Origin of the sequence: Curtobacterium sp. MMLR14_002, from assembly GCF_001864975.1 — a bacterium.
Lineage (GTDB): Bacteria > Actinomycetota > Actinomycetes > Actinomycetales > Microbacteriaceae > Curtobacterium > Curtobacterium flaccumfaciens.
On the sequence record NZ_MJGT01000049.1, the window covers coordinates 51,743 to 66,312 of the forward strand.

A 14,570-nucleotide genomic window follows, 5' to 3' on the forward strand; every position below is an offset into this window, starting at 1 on the left:
TCGGGTCCGTGCCTGCCGGTAGGGTTGGTGCCGTGCTCGAACTGGTCGTCCTGATCTCCGGTACCGGGTCGAACCTCCGAGCCCTGCTCGAAGCGACCTTCGACGCCGAGTACCCCGCCCGTGTCGTCGCCATCGGTGCCGACCGCGACGCCGAGGGTCTCGGCCTGGGCGAGGAGTTCTCGATCCCGACCTTCACGGTGCCCTTCACCCGCTACGACTCCCGCGCCGAGTGGGGCCAGGCCCTGGCGGAGCAGATCCGCCCGTGGTCGCCCGACCTGCTGGTGCTCTCCGGCCTGATGCGCCTGCTGCCCCCGGCCGTGGTGTCCGAGTTCGCCCCGGGGATCATCAACACCCACCCGGCGTACCTGCCCGAGTTCCCCGGCGCCCACGGCGTGCGGGATGCCCTGGCCGCCGGGGTCACCGAGACCGGTGCGAGCGTCATCGCGGTCGACGACGGCGTCGACACGGGGCCGATCCTCGCGCAGGAGCGCATCCCGGTGCTGCCGGGGGACACCGAGTCGACGCTGCACGACCGCATCAAGCCGGTCGAGCGCCGCCTGCTCATCCAGACCATCCTCGACATCGCCAACGGCACCACCGACCTGAAGGGCACCCCGAGCGCATGAGCGTGCACGCAGCCGACCCCAGCCTCTACCGCGACCGTGACGTGGTCCCGGTCCGCCGTGCACTCATCTCGGTGAGCGACAAGTCCGGCCTGCTCGAGCTCGCCGGCGCACTGGCCGACTCCGGGGTCGAGATCGTGTCGACCGGCTCCACCGCCCAGACCATCCGTGACGCCGGGTACGCCGTCACCGACGTCGCGAGCGTCACCGGGTTCCCGGAGTCCCTCGACGGTCGCGTGAAGACGCTGCACCCGTCGGTGCACGCCGGCCTGCTCGCCGACCTCCGGCTCGAGTCGCACGAGCAGCAGCTCGCCGACCTCGACATCGCGCCGTTCGAGCTCGTCGTCGTGAACCTCTACCCGTTCGTCGAGACCGTGGCCTCGGGTGCCGACACCGCGACCGTGGTCGAGAACGTCGACATCGGCGGCCCCGCGATGGTCCGTGCCTCGGCGAAGAACCACCCGAACGTGGCGATCGTCGTCTCCCCGGCGTCCTACCCCGAGGTCGTCGAGGCCGTCCGTGCCGGCGGCACCACGCTCGAGCTCCGGAAGCGCCTCGCCGCCCAGGCCTTCGCGCACACCGCCGCCTACGACACCGCGGTGGCGTCCTACTTCGCGAGCGACGTCGTCACCGCCGCTGCGGCCCCGACGACCGCCGGCGAGATCCGGACCCCCGGTGCGTTCGACGAGCACCTGACGGTCGAGGCCGAGCTGTCGGCGACCCTGCGCTACGGCGAGAACGCCCACCAGGCCGCGGCGCTCTACACGACGTCGGACGGCACCGGCATCGCGCAGGCGACGCAGCTGCACGGCAAGGAGATGTCGTACAACAACTACGTCGACGCCGACGCAGCGGTCCGTGCGGCCTTCGACTTCGACGAGCCCGCCGTCGCGATCATCAAGCACGCCAACCCGTGCGGCATCGCGATCGCCCCGGCCGACGCCGCCGACCCGATCGCCTCGGCCCACGCCGCCGCGCACGCCTGCGACCCGCTCTCGGCGTTCGGCGGGGTCATCGCCGCGAACCGCCCGGTCACGGTGGCCATGGCCGAGACCGTGAAGGACATCTTCACCGAGGTCGTCGTCGCCCCCGGGTTCGACCCCGAGGCGCTCGAGATCCTGTCGCGCAAGAAGAACATCCGCCTGCTCACGCTGCCGGCCGACTTCGCGCTCGCCGACCGCGAGGTCAAGCAGATCTCCGGCGGCTTCCTGGTGCAGGACGCCGACCGCTTCACGGGCTTCGACCAGGCCACCTGGACCCTCGTCGCCGGCGAGCCCGCCGACGAGCAGACCCTCGCCGACCTGGCCTTCGCGTGGCGTGCGAGCCGTTCGGTGAAGTCGAACGCCATCCTGCTGGCGAACCATGGTGCGAGCGTCGGTGTCGGCATGGGCCAGGTCAACCGGGTCGACTCCTGCCACCTCGCGGTGAACCGTGCCGGTGACCGTGCGACCGGCAGTGTCGCGGCGTCGGACGCGTTCTTCCCGTTCGCCGACGGCCTGCAGGTGCTGCTCGACGCCGGTGTCCGTGCGGTGGCGCAGCCCGGTGGCAGCGTCCGCGACGACGAGGTCATCGCCGCGGCGAAGGCCGCCGGCGTCACGATGTACTTCACGAGCGAGCGCCACTTCTTCCACTGATGTGAACAATCGGTGGCGAACCATTGCGCGCCGTGAGTCACTGTGAATAGTCTGTAAGGCTCCGCGGCAGGCAGCCGACGATCCCTCGGGACCGGCGGCACCGCGGACACAACGGTGACGAAGACGACGACTGGAGTGACGATGGACAACATGACCGGAACCGTGGCGACGGCCGCCCGTGCAGGTCTCGTGTCCGTCGTGGGGACCACTCCCGCACGGCGATCCCTGATCGCACCGCGGCCCCGCGCCGCGGCCGCCGTCTAGTCGGGCCGTTCCCACGGCCCCGCGACGCAGCACCACCGGCGTCCGCGAACCACCCGCCTGAACCCGGGGGACGACTGTCCCTCGGTGCCTCCGGCCCGACCGACGTCACGCGAGTGACGGCGGAGACGCGACCACGCGCCCGGCCGATGATCACCACGCAACGCCACACCGAGCCTCCAGGCCGAAGCCGCGCGACGCGAGCAAGCAAGCAGCAAGCAAGCAAGCAAGCAAGCAAGCAAGCAGCAAGCAAGCAGCGAGCACGCACCGCGCAGCGCGACCCGGGGACCCGGCAGACGCATGAGGACGCAACGCATGTCCAAGTCGCCCACCACGGCGCGCCCGTCCACCTTCCGCGCGATCGCGCGGATCTACCCCTACGTGAAGCCCTACCAGGGGCGCCTCATCGGCGGCATGGCCGCAGCGATGGGAGCCTCCCTGGTGGCGCTCGCAATCCCCTACGTGCTGCAGTGGCTCGTCGACGGTCCGCTGTCGTCGCGCGACTCGGCACAGATCTGGCCCGCCGGGCTCGGGGTGCTCGCCCTCGGTGTGCTCGAGGCGTTCTTCATCGCCTCGCGCCGCCGGCTCGTGATGCGCCCCTCGACCCGCATCGAGACCAGCATGCGCAACTCGCTCTACGCGAAGCTGCAGGACCTGCCGGTCGCGTTCCACGACCGCTGGGAGTCCGGGCAGCTGCTGTCCCGTTCCGTGTCGGACCTGTCGCTGATCCGGCGCTGGCTGGCCTTCGGCGTCGTCCTGCTCGTCGTGAACATCGTGACGATCGTCGTCGGCTTCGTCGTGCTGTTCACCTTCGGGTGGATCCTCGGGCTGATCTTCCTGATCGCGTCGATCCCGCTGTGGATCAACGGCCTGCTGTTCGAGCGCCGGTACTCCGCCGTCGCACGCCGCAGCCAGGACCAGGTCGGTGACCTCGCCACGAGCGTCGAGCAGTCGGTGCACGGCATCCGCGTGCTCAAGGCGTTCGGTCGCGGCGGCGCGAAGCTCGAGGAGTTCAGCGAGCAGGCCGAGGCCCTGCGCGGCACCGAGATCAAGAAGGCGAAGGCCATCGCGGGCATCTGGCTGTGGCTGCTGCTCGTGCCGGACGTCGCGTTCGCGCTGTGCCTGCTCGCCGGCATCTGGCTGGCGTCGCAGGGGCAGCTCAGCGTCGGCCAGCTGTTCGCGTTCTTCGCGACGGCGACGGTGCTGCGGTTCCCGATCGAGTCGATCGGCTTCCTGCTCTCGATGACGTTCGACACACGCACGGCGGTCGACCGCTTCTTCGAGGTCATGGACTCCGAGAACACCATCACGGACCCGGAGCACCCGAAGACGATCGCGGAGCCGCACGGTGCCCTGTCGTTCAACGGCGTGCACTTCCGGTACCAGGACTCCGCACCGCAGTACCCGGACCTGATCAACGGCGTGGAACTGCAGCTGCAGCCGGGCGAGACCATGGCGCTCGTCGGGCTGACCGGCTGCGGCAAGACGACACTGCTCTCGCTCGTGCCGCGTCTGTACGACGTGACCGGCGGTTCGGTGACGATCGACGGGGTCGACATCCGCGACCTCACCCGCGAAGAGCTGCGCCGGCACGTCGGCGTCGCGTTCGAGGACGCCACCCTGTTCTCGTCGACCGTGCGTGAGAACGTGCTGCTCGGTCGACCGGACGTGCAGGGTGCCGAGGCCGAGGCGCTCATGCGCGAGGCGCTCGACATCGCGCAGGCGTCCTTCGTGGACGACCTGCCCGACGGCGTCGACACCCGGGTCGGTGAAGAGGGGCTGTCGCTGTCCGGCGGCCAGCGCCAGCGCCTGGCACTCGCCCGCGCGATCGCCGCGCGGCCGTCGGTGCTCGTGCTCGACGACCCGCTGTCGGCGCTCGACGTCGACACCGAGGCGCGGGTCGAGGCGGGCCTGCGACGCGTGCTCGCCGACACCACGTCGCTCATCGTGGCGCACCGTCCGTCGACGGTGACGCTGGCCGACCGGGTCGCCCTGATGGAGAACGGCGTCGTCACGGCCGTCGGGACCCACCACGACCTGATGGCCACCAACGAGCACTACCGCTACGTCATCTCGTCGCTCGACGACGACGACGCGACCGCACGACAGGAGGCGATGGCATGAGCCAGCAGACCGACCAGAACCTGCCGGGAGGCACGGCGTCCGTCCCGCAGGAAGCTCCGGACGAGCAGGCTGCCGCCCCCGTCACCGCCTCGATCACCACCATGGGCGTGCGCGGCGAGGAGCGTGAGGACTTCACGAAGGCCGAGAGCAAGCGCCTGCGGCGCCGGTCCCTCGCCCTGCTCGGGTCCCTCGCCGCACCGCTGAAGCTCCGGCTGGTGCTGCTCGGGATCGTGGTCGTGGTCTCGACCGCCGGCACCGTCGCGGGTCCGGCGCTCATCGCGTGGGGCATCGACAACGCCCTGCCCGCGGTGATGGACCAGAACGACTGGGTGCCGGCGTTCGGGGTCGTCGCGACGTACATCGTCGTGGCCGTCCTCGGTGCGGTGCTCACCGCGTGGTACACGGTGCTCGCGGCACGGATCAGCCAGGCGATCCTGTTCGACCTCCGCAAGCGGGTGTTCCTGCACACGCAGCGGCTCTCGCTCGAGTTCCACGAGACCTACACGTCGGGCCGGATCATCTCGCGCCAGACGAGTGACCTCGACTCGATCCGCGAGCTGCTCGACTCCGGGCTGAACCAGCTCATCCAGGGCGTGCTGTACATGGCGTTCACCGCCGTGGCCCTGGTGCTGCTCGACCCGACGTCCGGGCTCGTGCTCGCGGTGTCGCTCGTGCCGCTCTGGTTCCTGATCCGCTGGTTCCAGACGAACTCGCAGACACTGTTCCGCTCCACCCGTGTCACCTCGGCGCGCGTCATCGTGCACTTCGTCGAGACGATGACGGGCATCCGCGCGGTGCAGGCGTTCCGCAAGGAGTCCCGCAACCGTGACGAGTACGGCGGCTACGTCGAGGACTACCGGGTGGCGAACACGAAGGTGTTCAACCTGTTCGGGACCTTCGACCCGGTGCTCGTGCTCATCGGCAACGCCACGCTCGCCGCGGTCGTCATCGTCGGTGGTTTCCGGATCGTCGGCGGGACGCTCGAGGTCGGTGCGCTGCTCGCGGTCGCGCTGTACGCCAAGCGCTTCTTCGACCCGGCGCAGGAACTGGCGATGTTCTACAACGGGTACCAGTCGGCGTCGGCGGCGATGGAGAAGATCTCGGGTGTCCTCGAGGAACGGCCGAGCGTGCCGGACCCCGTGAAGCCCACCCGTCTGGCGGACGCCACCGGGAAGATGGACTTCGACGACGTCGTCTTCGCCTACAACAAGGGCAAGGTCGTGCTGCCGGAGTTCGACCTGCACATCCCGTCGGGGCAGACCATCGCCCTCGTCGGGTCCACCGGTGCCGGCAAGTCGACGCTCGCCAAGCTCATGGCGCGCTTCTACGACCCGACCCAGGGCTCGGTCAAGCTCGACGGTGTGGACCTGCGCGACCTCGACACGAAGGACATGCGCCGCGCGATCGTCATGGTCACACAAGAGGCGTACCTGTTCTCCGGCACCGTCGCGGACAACATCGCGCTCGGCAAGCCCGGTGCGTCGCGTGAGGAGATCGAGGCGTCGGCCAAGGCCGTCGGCGCGCACGAGTTCATCATGGCGCTGCCCGACGGGTACGACACCGACGTGAACAAGCGCGGCGGTCGTGTCTCGGCGGGTCAGCGGCAGCTGCTCTCGTTCGCGCGGGCCTTCATCGCGGACCCGAAGGTGCTCATCCTCGACGAGGCCACGGCGTCGCTCGACATCCCCTCGGAGCGACTCGTGCAAGAGGGCCTGGAGACCCTGCTCGCCGACCGCACCGCGGTGATCATCGCGCACCGGCTGTCCACCGTCGCGATCGCCCACCGGGTGCTCGTGATGGAGCACGGCCGGATCGTCGAGGACGGCACCCCCGCCGACCTCATCGCCGGCACCGGGCGGTTCGCCCAGCTGCACGCGGCCTGGCGCGACTCGCTCGTCTAGGCCCCGGTCGGGCTGCACCACGTGGTTGGCTTGCTCCATGAGCAACGACAGCGTGGTGCAGCCCGGCGGCGTCGCCCTGCACGACCCCTTCTACGGTGCCCCCTTCACCGAGGCCGTCCGACGGTTCTGGCGGAAGTACACCGTGTTCACCGGACGGGCATCGCGCGCCGAGTTCTGGTGGTGGTGGCTGACGTCGCTCGCGATCGGGCTCGTGCTGCAGCTCGTGCCGCAGGTGTTCACGCCGGACACCCCGGTGCTCGAGAACCCCGTCGGCTCGTACCTGTTCATGCTGTGGGTGCTCGCGACGCTCATCGGCTCGCTCGCCCTCGGCGCCCGACGGCTGCACGACGCCAACCTGTCCGGCTTCTGGCAGTTCCTGCACGTGCTGCCGGGCCTCGGCTCACTGATCGTGTACGTGCTGTGCCTGCTGCCCGCGAACCCGAAGGGTGCGCGCTTCGACCGCTGACGGTGGACCCTGACGGTGCACCCTGGCGGGCCGACCTGCGCGGCCGGGGATCAGAACGGGTCGTCCGCGTCCGTGGCGGGTGACCAGCGGGCACGACGCATGTCGAGCCTCCAGGCCGTCGTCCCCTGCACGAGCGGCGTCCCCTCGACGCGGTAGTGCTCGAGCGCCCGGGCCTCGTGGTGCAGCGGCGGGTGCCCACCCGCGCGCACCACGCGCCACCACGGCAGGTCGGCGCCCTCGTGCGCCATCACCTTGCCGACGGCACGCGATGCCCGCGACCCGAGGGCTGCGGCGACGTCGCCGTACGTCATGACGTGCCCCGGCGGGATCATCCGCACCACCTCGGCGACAGCGGCGCCGAAGTCGCCGGCCGCGTCTTCGAAGGGCACAGTGTCGGATGCCACGTCGGACGGGCAGCGCTAGAGCGTCAGGACCGCGAAGTGGTCGCCGTACTGGGTCTCGCGCACGACCTCGAAGCCCACGGCGCGGAAGAACGCCTCGGGGCTGTCGTCGCCGCCCGGCTCGTACACGACCGTCAGCCGCTCGAACCCACGGCTGCGTGCCTCGTCCGCCAGACCGTGCACGGCGAAGCGACCGACGCCCCGGCCCTGCGCGCTCGCCGCCACGTTGACGCGCCAGATGCAGCTGCGCAGCTCTTCCTGCGCGTTGTCGGCGTCGAAGGAACCGATGATCAGGCCGAGGACCTCGTCGTCGTCGAGGACGACACGGGTCCACGCGGAGCTCGGCTTGACGTCGGACTCGGCGACCCCGTAGGTGGTCGGCTGCACGAACTGTTCCTGGCCCGGCTTGAGCGTCAGGGAGTTGGCCGCGGCAGCGGTCTTCGCGGAGAGTTCTTCCAGGCGCAGGTCGGACATGCGGCCAGGCTAACGGTGCAGACCCTGCGGAAGCCAGAGACCGGGGCAGACCGAGACCGCACCGTTGCCGCGGCGGAACCGACCGGCCGACCGGCGTGTGGTGCTCACGGCATGACGTCACCCGAGTTCGGGCCGAGCGTCTGCCCGGTGTACAGGTCACCCGCTGGCGACGACGCGAGCAGCAGGGCGGTCGGAGCGACCTCGGCGGGGACCCCGAAACGTCCGATCGGGAGCTCGGCGGCCTTGTCCGTCCGCCACTGCGCCGTCATCCGGTCGGTCATCGGCGACACGATCGGGCCGGGTGCGATCGCGTTGACGAGCACGCCCCGTCCGCTCCACTCGATCGCGGCGCTCTTCGTCAGTGCGATGACGCCAGCCTTCGCGGCCGCGTAGTGCGCGACCTCGGAGCCGCCCTTGATCGCCAGCTGGGAGGCGAGGTTGATGATGCGCCCGTGCCCGTCGCGGAGCATCCGCCGACCGACTGCTCGCATCACCAGGAAGACCCCGGTCAGGTCGATCGCGATGACGCGCGCCCAGTCAGCCGTGGGGAGCTCCTCGAGCGGAGCCTGCGTGAGGACGCCGGCGGCGTTCACCAGGACCTGGATCCCGCCGGACTCCTCGTCGACCGACGCCACGGCGGCCTCGACCCGGTCCTCGTCGGTGACGTCGAGCACGATGGTCCGGACGCCCAGCCGCTCGGCGAGGTCCGCCAGGCCGTCGGCGTCGAGGTCCGCGGCGATGACCCGCGCTCCGGCGGCGACGAAGGTCTCCACGATCGCGAGACCGATGCCGCTCGCGCCACCCGTCACCAGGGCGGTCGTCCCGGTGAGGTCGAACACCGTCCCGTCGGGCATCAGTCGGCCATCAGGATGGTCAGGCCGCCGTCGACGACGAGTTCCTGCCCGGTGACGTAGCGCGCCTCGTGGCTGAGCAGGAACCGGATGGCCGCGGCTGCTTCGTCGGCGTGGCCGACACGACCCCACGGGATCCGCGCACCCGCGGCGGCGAGGCCCGCCGGGCCGAGCGAGTTCTGGGCGTCCGAGGACTGGGGGGTCTCGATGAGCCCCGGGACGATGGTGTTCACCCGGATCCCGCGCGGTGCCAGCTCGGCTGCCGCACTCCGGGCGAGGCCGATCACTGCAGCCTTGCACGCGGCGTAGTGGCTGTGTGCGACCCAGCCGTACACGCCGCCCGCGATCGAGGAGACGGCCACCATCGACCCGCCCCGGTCGAGGTGCCGGGCACCGGCCCGGAGCGTGCGCATCACACCGTGCAGGTCCACCTGCAGGATGTCGTCCCACGCCGCGTCGGTCATGGTGTCGAGCGGCTGCCGACGGAGGACCCCCGCTCCCGCCACCACGTGGTCGACGCGACCCCAGCGGTCGACGGCCGCCTGGAACACGGCGTCGACGTCCTCGGTGCTGCGGACGTCCGCGGTGACCGTCAGCGCACTGCCCCCGGCGGCGTCGACGGCGTCGACGACGGGTGCGGGATCGTGCGGGTCACCCGCGAACACGGGGATGACGATGTTCGCGCCGTACTCGGCGAGCTGCACGGCGAGGGCCGCGCCGATCCCGCTCGCGGCGCCGGTGATGACGACCACGCTCCCCGAGAACTCGGAGTACACGCCGGTCGGTGTCGTGGCGCTCAATGGTCGATCACCGCCACGCGCTTCGTCCCGAGCATGATCAGACCGGAGAGGACCATGCCGCCCGCACCGACGATGAGGGCGGCCGGGCCGAGCCCGATGCTCCCGGCGACGAGGGCCGTCAGCACAGCCGAGCCGATGATGGTGCCGGGCTGTCCCATCGCGGTGACGAACGCGGACCCGGTGGCGCGGCAGCTCGAGTCGAAGCACTCCGCCTGCAGGAAGAGCAGCGACGCGTACGGTCCGAGCAGGAAGAACAGCGTCAGCATGTACGTGACCAGGACGTAGCCGAAGTCGTCCGGACCGAGCACGAAGAGGGTCCAGCAGACACCCGCGAGCACCCAGCCCACGACGATCGTGGTCTTGCGGCCGATGATGTCGCCGAGCCAGCCGTGGAACAGGTAGCCGGCGGCGCCGACCACGTTCGACAGCACGATGATGAGCAGCGACATGCTCGCGTCGACACCCTTGACGCCCTCGAGCATCGTCGTCCCGAGCACGCTCGTGGTGGTGATGCCGAAGTAGTTCACGATCCACGCGATCGAGAGCACGACGGTGTTGCGTGCGTACCGTCGGCCGAAGATCGCCCGCAGCGGGTTCGGCCCCTCGTCGACGATGCCGAAGCGGGAGGCGACCTCGGTGGCTTCCTCGGCGCGACCGGACTTCCGCAGCTGCCGCAGGTACGTGTTCAGACGGTGCTGCGGCGTCTCCTTGATGCCCTTGCGCAGGAACAGGACGAACAGCGCCGGAACGGTGGCGATGAGGAACGCGAGCCGCCAGGACTCCTGTCCGAACAGCCCGTTGATGCCGGCGATGAACGCGGCCGCGAGGAGCGCGCCGATCGGCCACCCGGTCTGGACGAGGCTGTAGAAGAAGCCGCGACGCTTCTTGACGCCCTCGAGCTCGGTGAGCGCGAAGACCTCGTTGAGGTAGGTGGAGTTGACCGACTGCTCGGCCATCCCGAAGCCGCTCAGGGCCCGGAAGCCGACGAGCGAGGCGACCCCCGTCGACGCCGCTGTCAGCAGCGACGACAGGGCCGCGCCACCGATCGTGATCATCATGCCGCGGCGCCGGCCGAGTCGGTCCACGAACAGACCGACGAGGACGACGACGACGAAGACACCGACGCTCACGAGGGTGTTCGCCAGCAGGGCGGTCTGTTCGTTCCACCCGAAGTCCTCGGCGATGCGGGGGAGGAGCGTGCCGAACATGATGAAGTCGTAGACGGCGAGCGTCCAGGCGAAGAACGCCAGGGTCGCGCCGCGCTTGGTCTCCTTCGGCCCGATCGTCGGGAACGTCCCGGTGGCGAGCTCGAGGTCCTCGGGCTCGTGGATGGTCGTGGTGGACATGGTCTTCCTCTCGGTACGGCGGTGCGGCGCTGCGACGGTGTCGCGGCGCGGGCTGACGGGCGGAGGCGGAGCGTGGGTGCGGTCAGGGGTGGCCGGTCGGGGGAGAGCCCCGGCCGTGGGCGGCGAACGCCGCGTGGATGCGGTCGTCCGGGGCGTCGAGGGCGAGCAGCGCGGCCAGCAGGAGACGCGCCTTGAGGCCGTCGAGGTTGCCGGCGGGGACGAGTCCGGCGCCGAGCAGGTCGATCTCGCCGCCCGCGAAGCCGTACGTCGTCGTGAGCGTCGCACCGGCGCCGGTCCGCGACGCCAGCACGACCGGCATCTGCGCGGCGAGGGCGCGGACGGCGTCGACCGTGCGCTCGGCGACGTGCCCGCCGCCGAAGCCCTCGATGACCGCGCCGCGGTACCCGAGTCCGTCCAGGGTCGACAGGACCCGGCCGTCGTCGGCGAGGGTGACCCGGTGCAGGGCCACCGGAGGCAGCGGTGCGACGCGTGTGGTGAGCGCGGGTGCTCGGGACGCCGGAGCGTGGAAGACGGGCGAGCCCTCGGTGACCCGTCCGAGCGGACCGGAACCCGGTGAGGCGAAGGCGCCGGTCGACGAGGTGTGCGTCTTGCGTACGGTCCCGGCGGCGTGCACCTCGTCGTCGAGCACGACGAGGACGCCACGTCCCACTGCTGCCGGTGCCGCGGCCACGCACACGGCCGCCAACAGGTTCGCCGGACCGTCCGCGCCGGGCGAGGAGGCGTGGCGCATCGCTCCGGTCACCACGAGGGGCTCGGGGCGGTCCCAGGCGAGGTCGAGCAGGTACGCGGTCTCCTCGATGGTGTCCGTGCCCTGCGACAGCACGACGCCCGAGGCTCCGGAGCCGACGGCGTCCCGCGCGGCATCGAGCGCTCGCTGCACGTCGTCGAAGTCGAGCGAGGGCGAGGGCACCATGCCGAGCTGGCGGGCCTCGACCCGTGCGACCTGCGCGATGGCCGGCACACCGGCGAGGAGGTCGCGGGCTGCGATCCGCGGGACAGCGCCGCAGTCGCGCGGATCGCCCGAGGTGACACTCGCGATGGTCCCGCCGAGGGCGAGGTACACGATCCGGGGGAGCGCGGGGTCCGTCACGGCAGGGTGTCCCTTCGTCGATCGACCGCGCGGGCGAGGCTGCGGTGTTCCCAGTCGGTGTCGTCACGCGGGTCGGCCCTGCGGACACGGGTGGCGACGGCCGACCAGTCCGTGCGCCCGGCGCCGACCTGTTCGACCGCGTCCAGGACCCCGTCGACGCCCTGGGCCACGACGCGCTTGCCGGTCGGCCCGACGATCACGAGCCGCACGGTGCCCGGGACCTCGTGGACGCGGATCCGATCGTCCGCGAAGAGCCGGGTCGCCCAGGCGGCCAGCCGGAGCTGCGCCCGCTTGCGCGCCGCGGGGGTGTCCTCGACACCGGCGGCGTACCAGTCACGGTGCCCGCCGTTGCCGCCACATCCGCCGCACATCAGTACTCGCGTGGACGCTCGGGCTGCGCGAACGGGAAGCGGACGCGGAAGTCGTCGGCGATCTCGTTCATCGTGACGAACCGGACGCCCTCGTGGCCCCCGATGTACTCGATGAGCCGCTCGATCATGAGCAGGACCTGCGGCCGGCCGGAGACGTCGGGGTGGATCGTGATCGGGAAGACGGCGTAGTCGAGTTCGCGGTACACCCAGTCGAACTGGTCCTTCCACATCTGCTCGACGTCGCGCGGGTTGACGAAGCCGTGGCTGTTCGGGCTCGACTTGATGAACATCATCGGGGGCAGGTCGTCGACGTACCAGTTCGCCGCGATCTCGACGAGGTCGATCTCGCTCCCGTGGACGAGCGGCGTCATCCACGTGTGCGGGTCCTGCGAGTAGTCGATCGGTGTCCACTGGTCGCCGACGATCGAGTAGTAGGGGACGAAGTCCTTGTGCTGCTGACTGTGGTCGTAGCTGAACCCGAACTTCTCCAGGAGCGTGGGCGTGTAGCTGCTCAGTTCCCACCACGGCGCGACGTAGCCCGTCGGCTGCTGACCCGTGAGTCGCGTGATCAGCTCGACCGAGCGCTCCATCACCGCGTCCTCCTGCGCTTCGGTCATCGCCACGGGGTTCTCGTGGCTGTACCCGTGCGCACCGATCTCGTGGCCGGCGTCGAACAGGGCCTTGCACTGGTCCGGGAAGGTCTCGAGCGAGTGGCCGGGGATGAACCAGGTCGCTGCGATGTCGGCGCGGTCGAACACCTTCTGCAGACGGGAGACGCCGGTCTGTCCCGCGAAGATCCCGCGCTGGATGTCCGAGGGGGAATCCGCCCCTCCGTAGGAGCCGAGCCAGCCTGCGACCGCGTCGATGTCGACGCCGAAGGACACGAAGATCTCTTTCACCATGGGACACCGTCTCTCGTCGTTGCTGCAATTCGTGCAATCGTTTGCATTGACCGGAATCCTGACAGTCGACTGTTTCGATCGACGTCCAACCGTGTAACCAGTGTGTTTCGGCTCGTCCGGGCTGTCGTCGGGCGCGGCACCTGCAAACGTTCGCGCCGCACGGTGTGACGACGATCTGTCACCTAGACTCGACGGATGGGCAGTACGAGCGACGACCCGGCCGGACACGGTCAGCAGGATCGTCGTGGTGACGTGAACCTGCAGGCCATCGCTGCGCTCGCCGGCGTGCACATCTCGACGGCGTCGCGCGTGCTCCGACAGGCGGAGCCGACCAAGGGGTGGAGCGCCTCGGCACAGCGGGTGATCGCGGCGGCGGCCGAGCTCGGGTACCGCCCCAACCGACTCGCAGCATCGCTCCGGACCCGGCGGTCGAACACCATCGGCGTCGTGATGCCACGGCTCGCCGACACGGTCATCGCGACGATCTGCCAGTCCGTCGAGTCGGCCGCCCGCTCTGCCGGGTACCAGCTGTTGCTCACGACGCCCCCGGACGACATGGGCGCGCAGCTCGATGCGGTCGACTTCCTGCTCTCCCGACAGGTCGACGGCCTCATCGTCAGCTCGCTCCACCTGTCGTCCCCGAACCCTCGGCTGATGGACCTCCCCGTGCCGGTCATCGCGACGAACCGCCACCCCGGGGACTGGATGCCCGCCGTGGTCGGTGACGACGTCGAGGGCGGCCGGATGGCCACGGAACACCTGCTCGCGCTGGGGCACCGCCGCATCGGCGTCATCGCCGGTCCGCGCCACGCCAGCACCGCCGTGGAGCGGGTGGCCGGGTTCCGCCTGGCGCACGAGCAGCGGGACCTCGCTGTGGACGACGCGCTCGTCGTCCACAGCGACTTCGAGGTCGAGGGAGGCGTCGTCGGCGCGCACACGCTGCTCTCGCTGTCGGACCCGCCGACCGCGATCTTCGCCGTCAACGACACCGCGGCGATCGGCGTGATGGGCGCCGCACGGCAACGCGGCCTCCGCGTGCCCGACGACCTGTCGATCGTCGGCTACAACGACATCTCGGTCGTGGCGCAGCTGCCCACGCCCATGACGACCGTGCACTCACCGACCGCCCTGATGGGCACCGTGGCCGTGGAGCGGCTGCTCGCGGCGATCGGCGACGGGGCACTGCAGGGAGCGACGCTCCCGGTCTCGCTCGTGGTGCGGTCGTCGACCGGACGTCCGGCGGGCTGATCCAAGACAGGGCGCTCTGACCGGACCACGCGAGCGGGTGCCCGAGCGGCGTCGCGG

The 14,570-nt window shown here is 70.6% G+C and carries 14 protein-coding genes; 6 read left to right on the plus strand and 8 right to left on the minus strand.

All coding sequences use genetic code 11. The features are described 5' to 3' along the window. Nucleotides 1–32: 32 nt before the first annotated feature. The 5 genes from purN (at nucleotide 33) to BIU91_RS06170 (ending at nucleotide 7,009) form a co-directional block, all read left to right on the plus strand. On the plus strand, nucleotides 33–626 hold the full coding sequence (gene purN / locus BIU91_RS06150) for a phosphoribosylglycinamide formyltransferase (RefSeq protein ID WP_071404669.1): 594 nt from the start codon (nucleotides 33–35) through the stop codon (nucleotides 624–626). After that, on the plus strand, nucleotides 623–2,257 hold the full coding sequence (gene purH, locus BIU91_RS06155; RefSeq protein WP_071404670.1) for a bifunctional phosphoribosylaminoimidazolecarboxamide formyltransferase/IMP cyclohydrolase: 1,635 nt from the start codon (nucleotides 623–625) through the stop codon (nucleotides 2,255–2,257). Before purN ends, purH begins: the two co-directional genes overlap by 4 nt. A 576-nt stretch (nucleotides 2,258–2,833) precedes the next feature. Further along, nucleotides 2,834–4,642 (plus strand): ABC transporter ATP-binding protein, encoded by a 1,809-nt coding sequence (locus BIU91_RS06160; protein WP_027466673.1) that lies wholly within the window; start codon nucleotides 2,834–2,836, stop codon nucleotides 4,640–4,642. A 101-nt stretch (nucleotides 4,643–4,743) separates the two neighbouring features. Then, complete coding sequence (locus BIU91_RS06165) at nucleotides 4,744–6,543, plus strand: ABC transporter ATP-binding protein (RefSeq protein ID WP_110863292.1); 1,800 nt, start codon at nucleotides 4,744–4,746, stop codon at nucleotides 6,541–6,543. Nucleotides 6,544–6,580: 37 nt separating this feature from the next. Next, nucleotides 6,581–7,009 carry a DUF805 domain-containing protein gene (locus BIU91_RS06170; RefSeq protein WP_071404671.1) on the plus strand — a complete coding sequence of 143 codons (429 nt, stop codon included), beginning with the start codon at nucleotides 6,581–6,583 and terminating at the stop codon, nucleotides 7,007–7,009. 50 nt (nucleotides 7,010–7,059) lie between these two features. Here the strand turns inward: BIU91_RS06170 and BIU91_RS06175 are convergent, their stop codons facing one another. The 8 genes from BIU91_RS06175 to BIU91_RS06210 form a co-directional block, all read right to left on the minus strand. After that, nucleotides 7,060–7,398: an MGMT family protein gene (locus tag BIU91_RS06175; RefSeq protein ID WP_071404672.1), complete on the minus strand. Its 339-nt coding sequence runs from the start codon at nucleotides 7,396–7,398 to the stop codon at nucleotides 7,060–7,062. Nucleotides 7,399–7,428: 30 nt separating this feature from the next. After that, the gene (locus tag BIU91_RS06180) at nucleotides 7,429–7,884 is read right to left on the minus strand and encodes a GNAT family N-acetyltransferase (protein ID WP_027466669.1); all 456 of its coding nucleotides are present in this window, start codon (nucleotides 7,882–7,884) and stop codon (nucleotides 7,429–7,431) included. A gap of 104 nt (nucleotides 7,885–7,988) precedes the next feature. Beyond that, nucleotides 7,989–8,738: an SDR family NAD(P)-dependent oxidoreductase gene (locus BIU91_RS06185; RefSeq protein WP_071404673.1), complete on the minus strand. Its 750-nt coding sequence runs from the start codon at nucleotides 8,736–8,738 to the stop codon at nucleotides 7,989–7,991. Next, nucleotides 8,738–9,535 carry an SDR family NAD(P)-dependent oxidoreductase gene (locus BIU91_RS06190; RefSeq protein WP_253183697.1) on the minus strand — a complete coding sequence of 266 codons (798 nt, stop codon included), beginning with the start codon at nucleotides 9,533–9,535 and terminating at the stop codon, nucleotides 8,738–8,740. The genes BIU91_RS06185 and BIU91_RS06190 overlap by 1 nt, the downstream gene beginning before the upstream one ends. Continuing rightward, on the minus strand, nucleotides 9,532–10,881 hold the full coding sequence (locus BIU91_RS06195) for an MFS transporter (protein WP_171907790.1): 1,350 nt from the start codon (nucleotides 10,879–10,881) through the stop codon (nucleotides 9,532–9,534). Before BIU91_RS06195 ends, BIU91_RS06190 begins: the two co-directional genes overlap by 4 nt. Nucleotides 10,882–10,963: 82 nt before the next feature. Beyond that, nucleotides 10,964–11,992: an asparaginase gene (locus tag BIU91_RS06200; RefSeq protein ID WP_071404675.1), complete on the minus strand. Its 1,029-nt coding sequence runs from the start codon at nucleotides 11,990–11,992 to the stop codon at nucleotides 10,964–10,966. Further along, entirely contained in the window at nucleotides 11,989–12,363 is a 375-nt protein-coding gene (locus BIU91_RS06205; protein ID WP_071404676.1) for a hypothetical protein, read from the minus strand. Before BIU91_RS06205 ends, BIU91_RS06200 begins: the two co-directional genes overlap by 4 nt. Continuing rightward, entirely contained in the window at nucleotides 12,363–13,265 is a 903-nt protein-coding gene (locus BIU91_RS06210) for a polysaccharide deacetylase (protein ID WP_071404677.1), read from the minus strand. The genes BIU91_RS06205 and BIU91_RS06210 overlap by 1 nt, the downstream gene beginning before the upstream one ends. 195 nt (nucleotides 13,266–13,460) lie before the next feature. On the opposite strand from BIU91_RS06210, the gene BIU91_RS06215 reads away from it, so the two are divergent. After that, nucleotides 13,461–14,513 carry a LacI family DNA-binding transcriptional regulator gene (locus tag BIU91_RS06215; protein ID WP_084740744.1) on the plus strand — a complete coding sequence of 351 codons (1,053 nt, stop codon included), beginning with the start codon at nucleotides 13,461–13,463 and terminating at the stop codon, nucleotides 14,511–14,513. The last annotated feature ends 57 nt before the right edge of the window (nucleotides 14,514–14,570 follow it).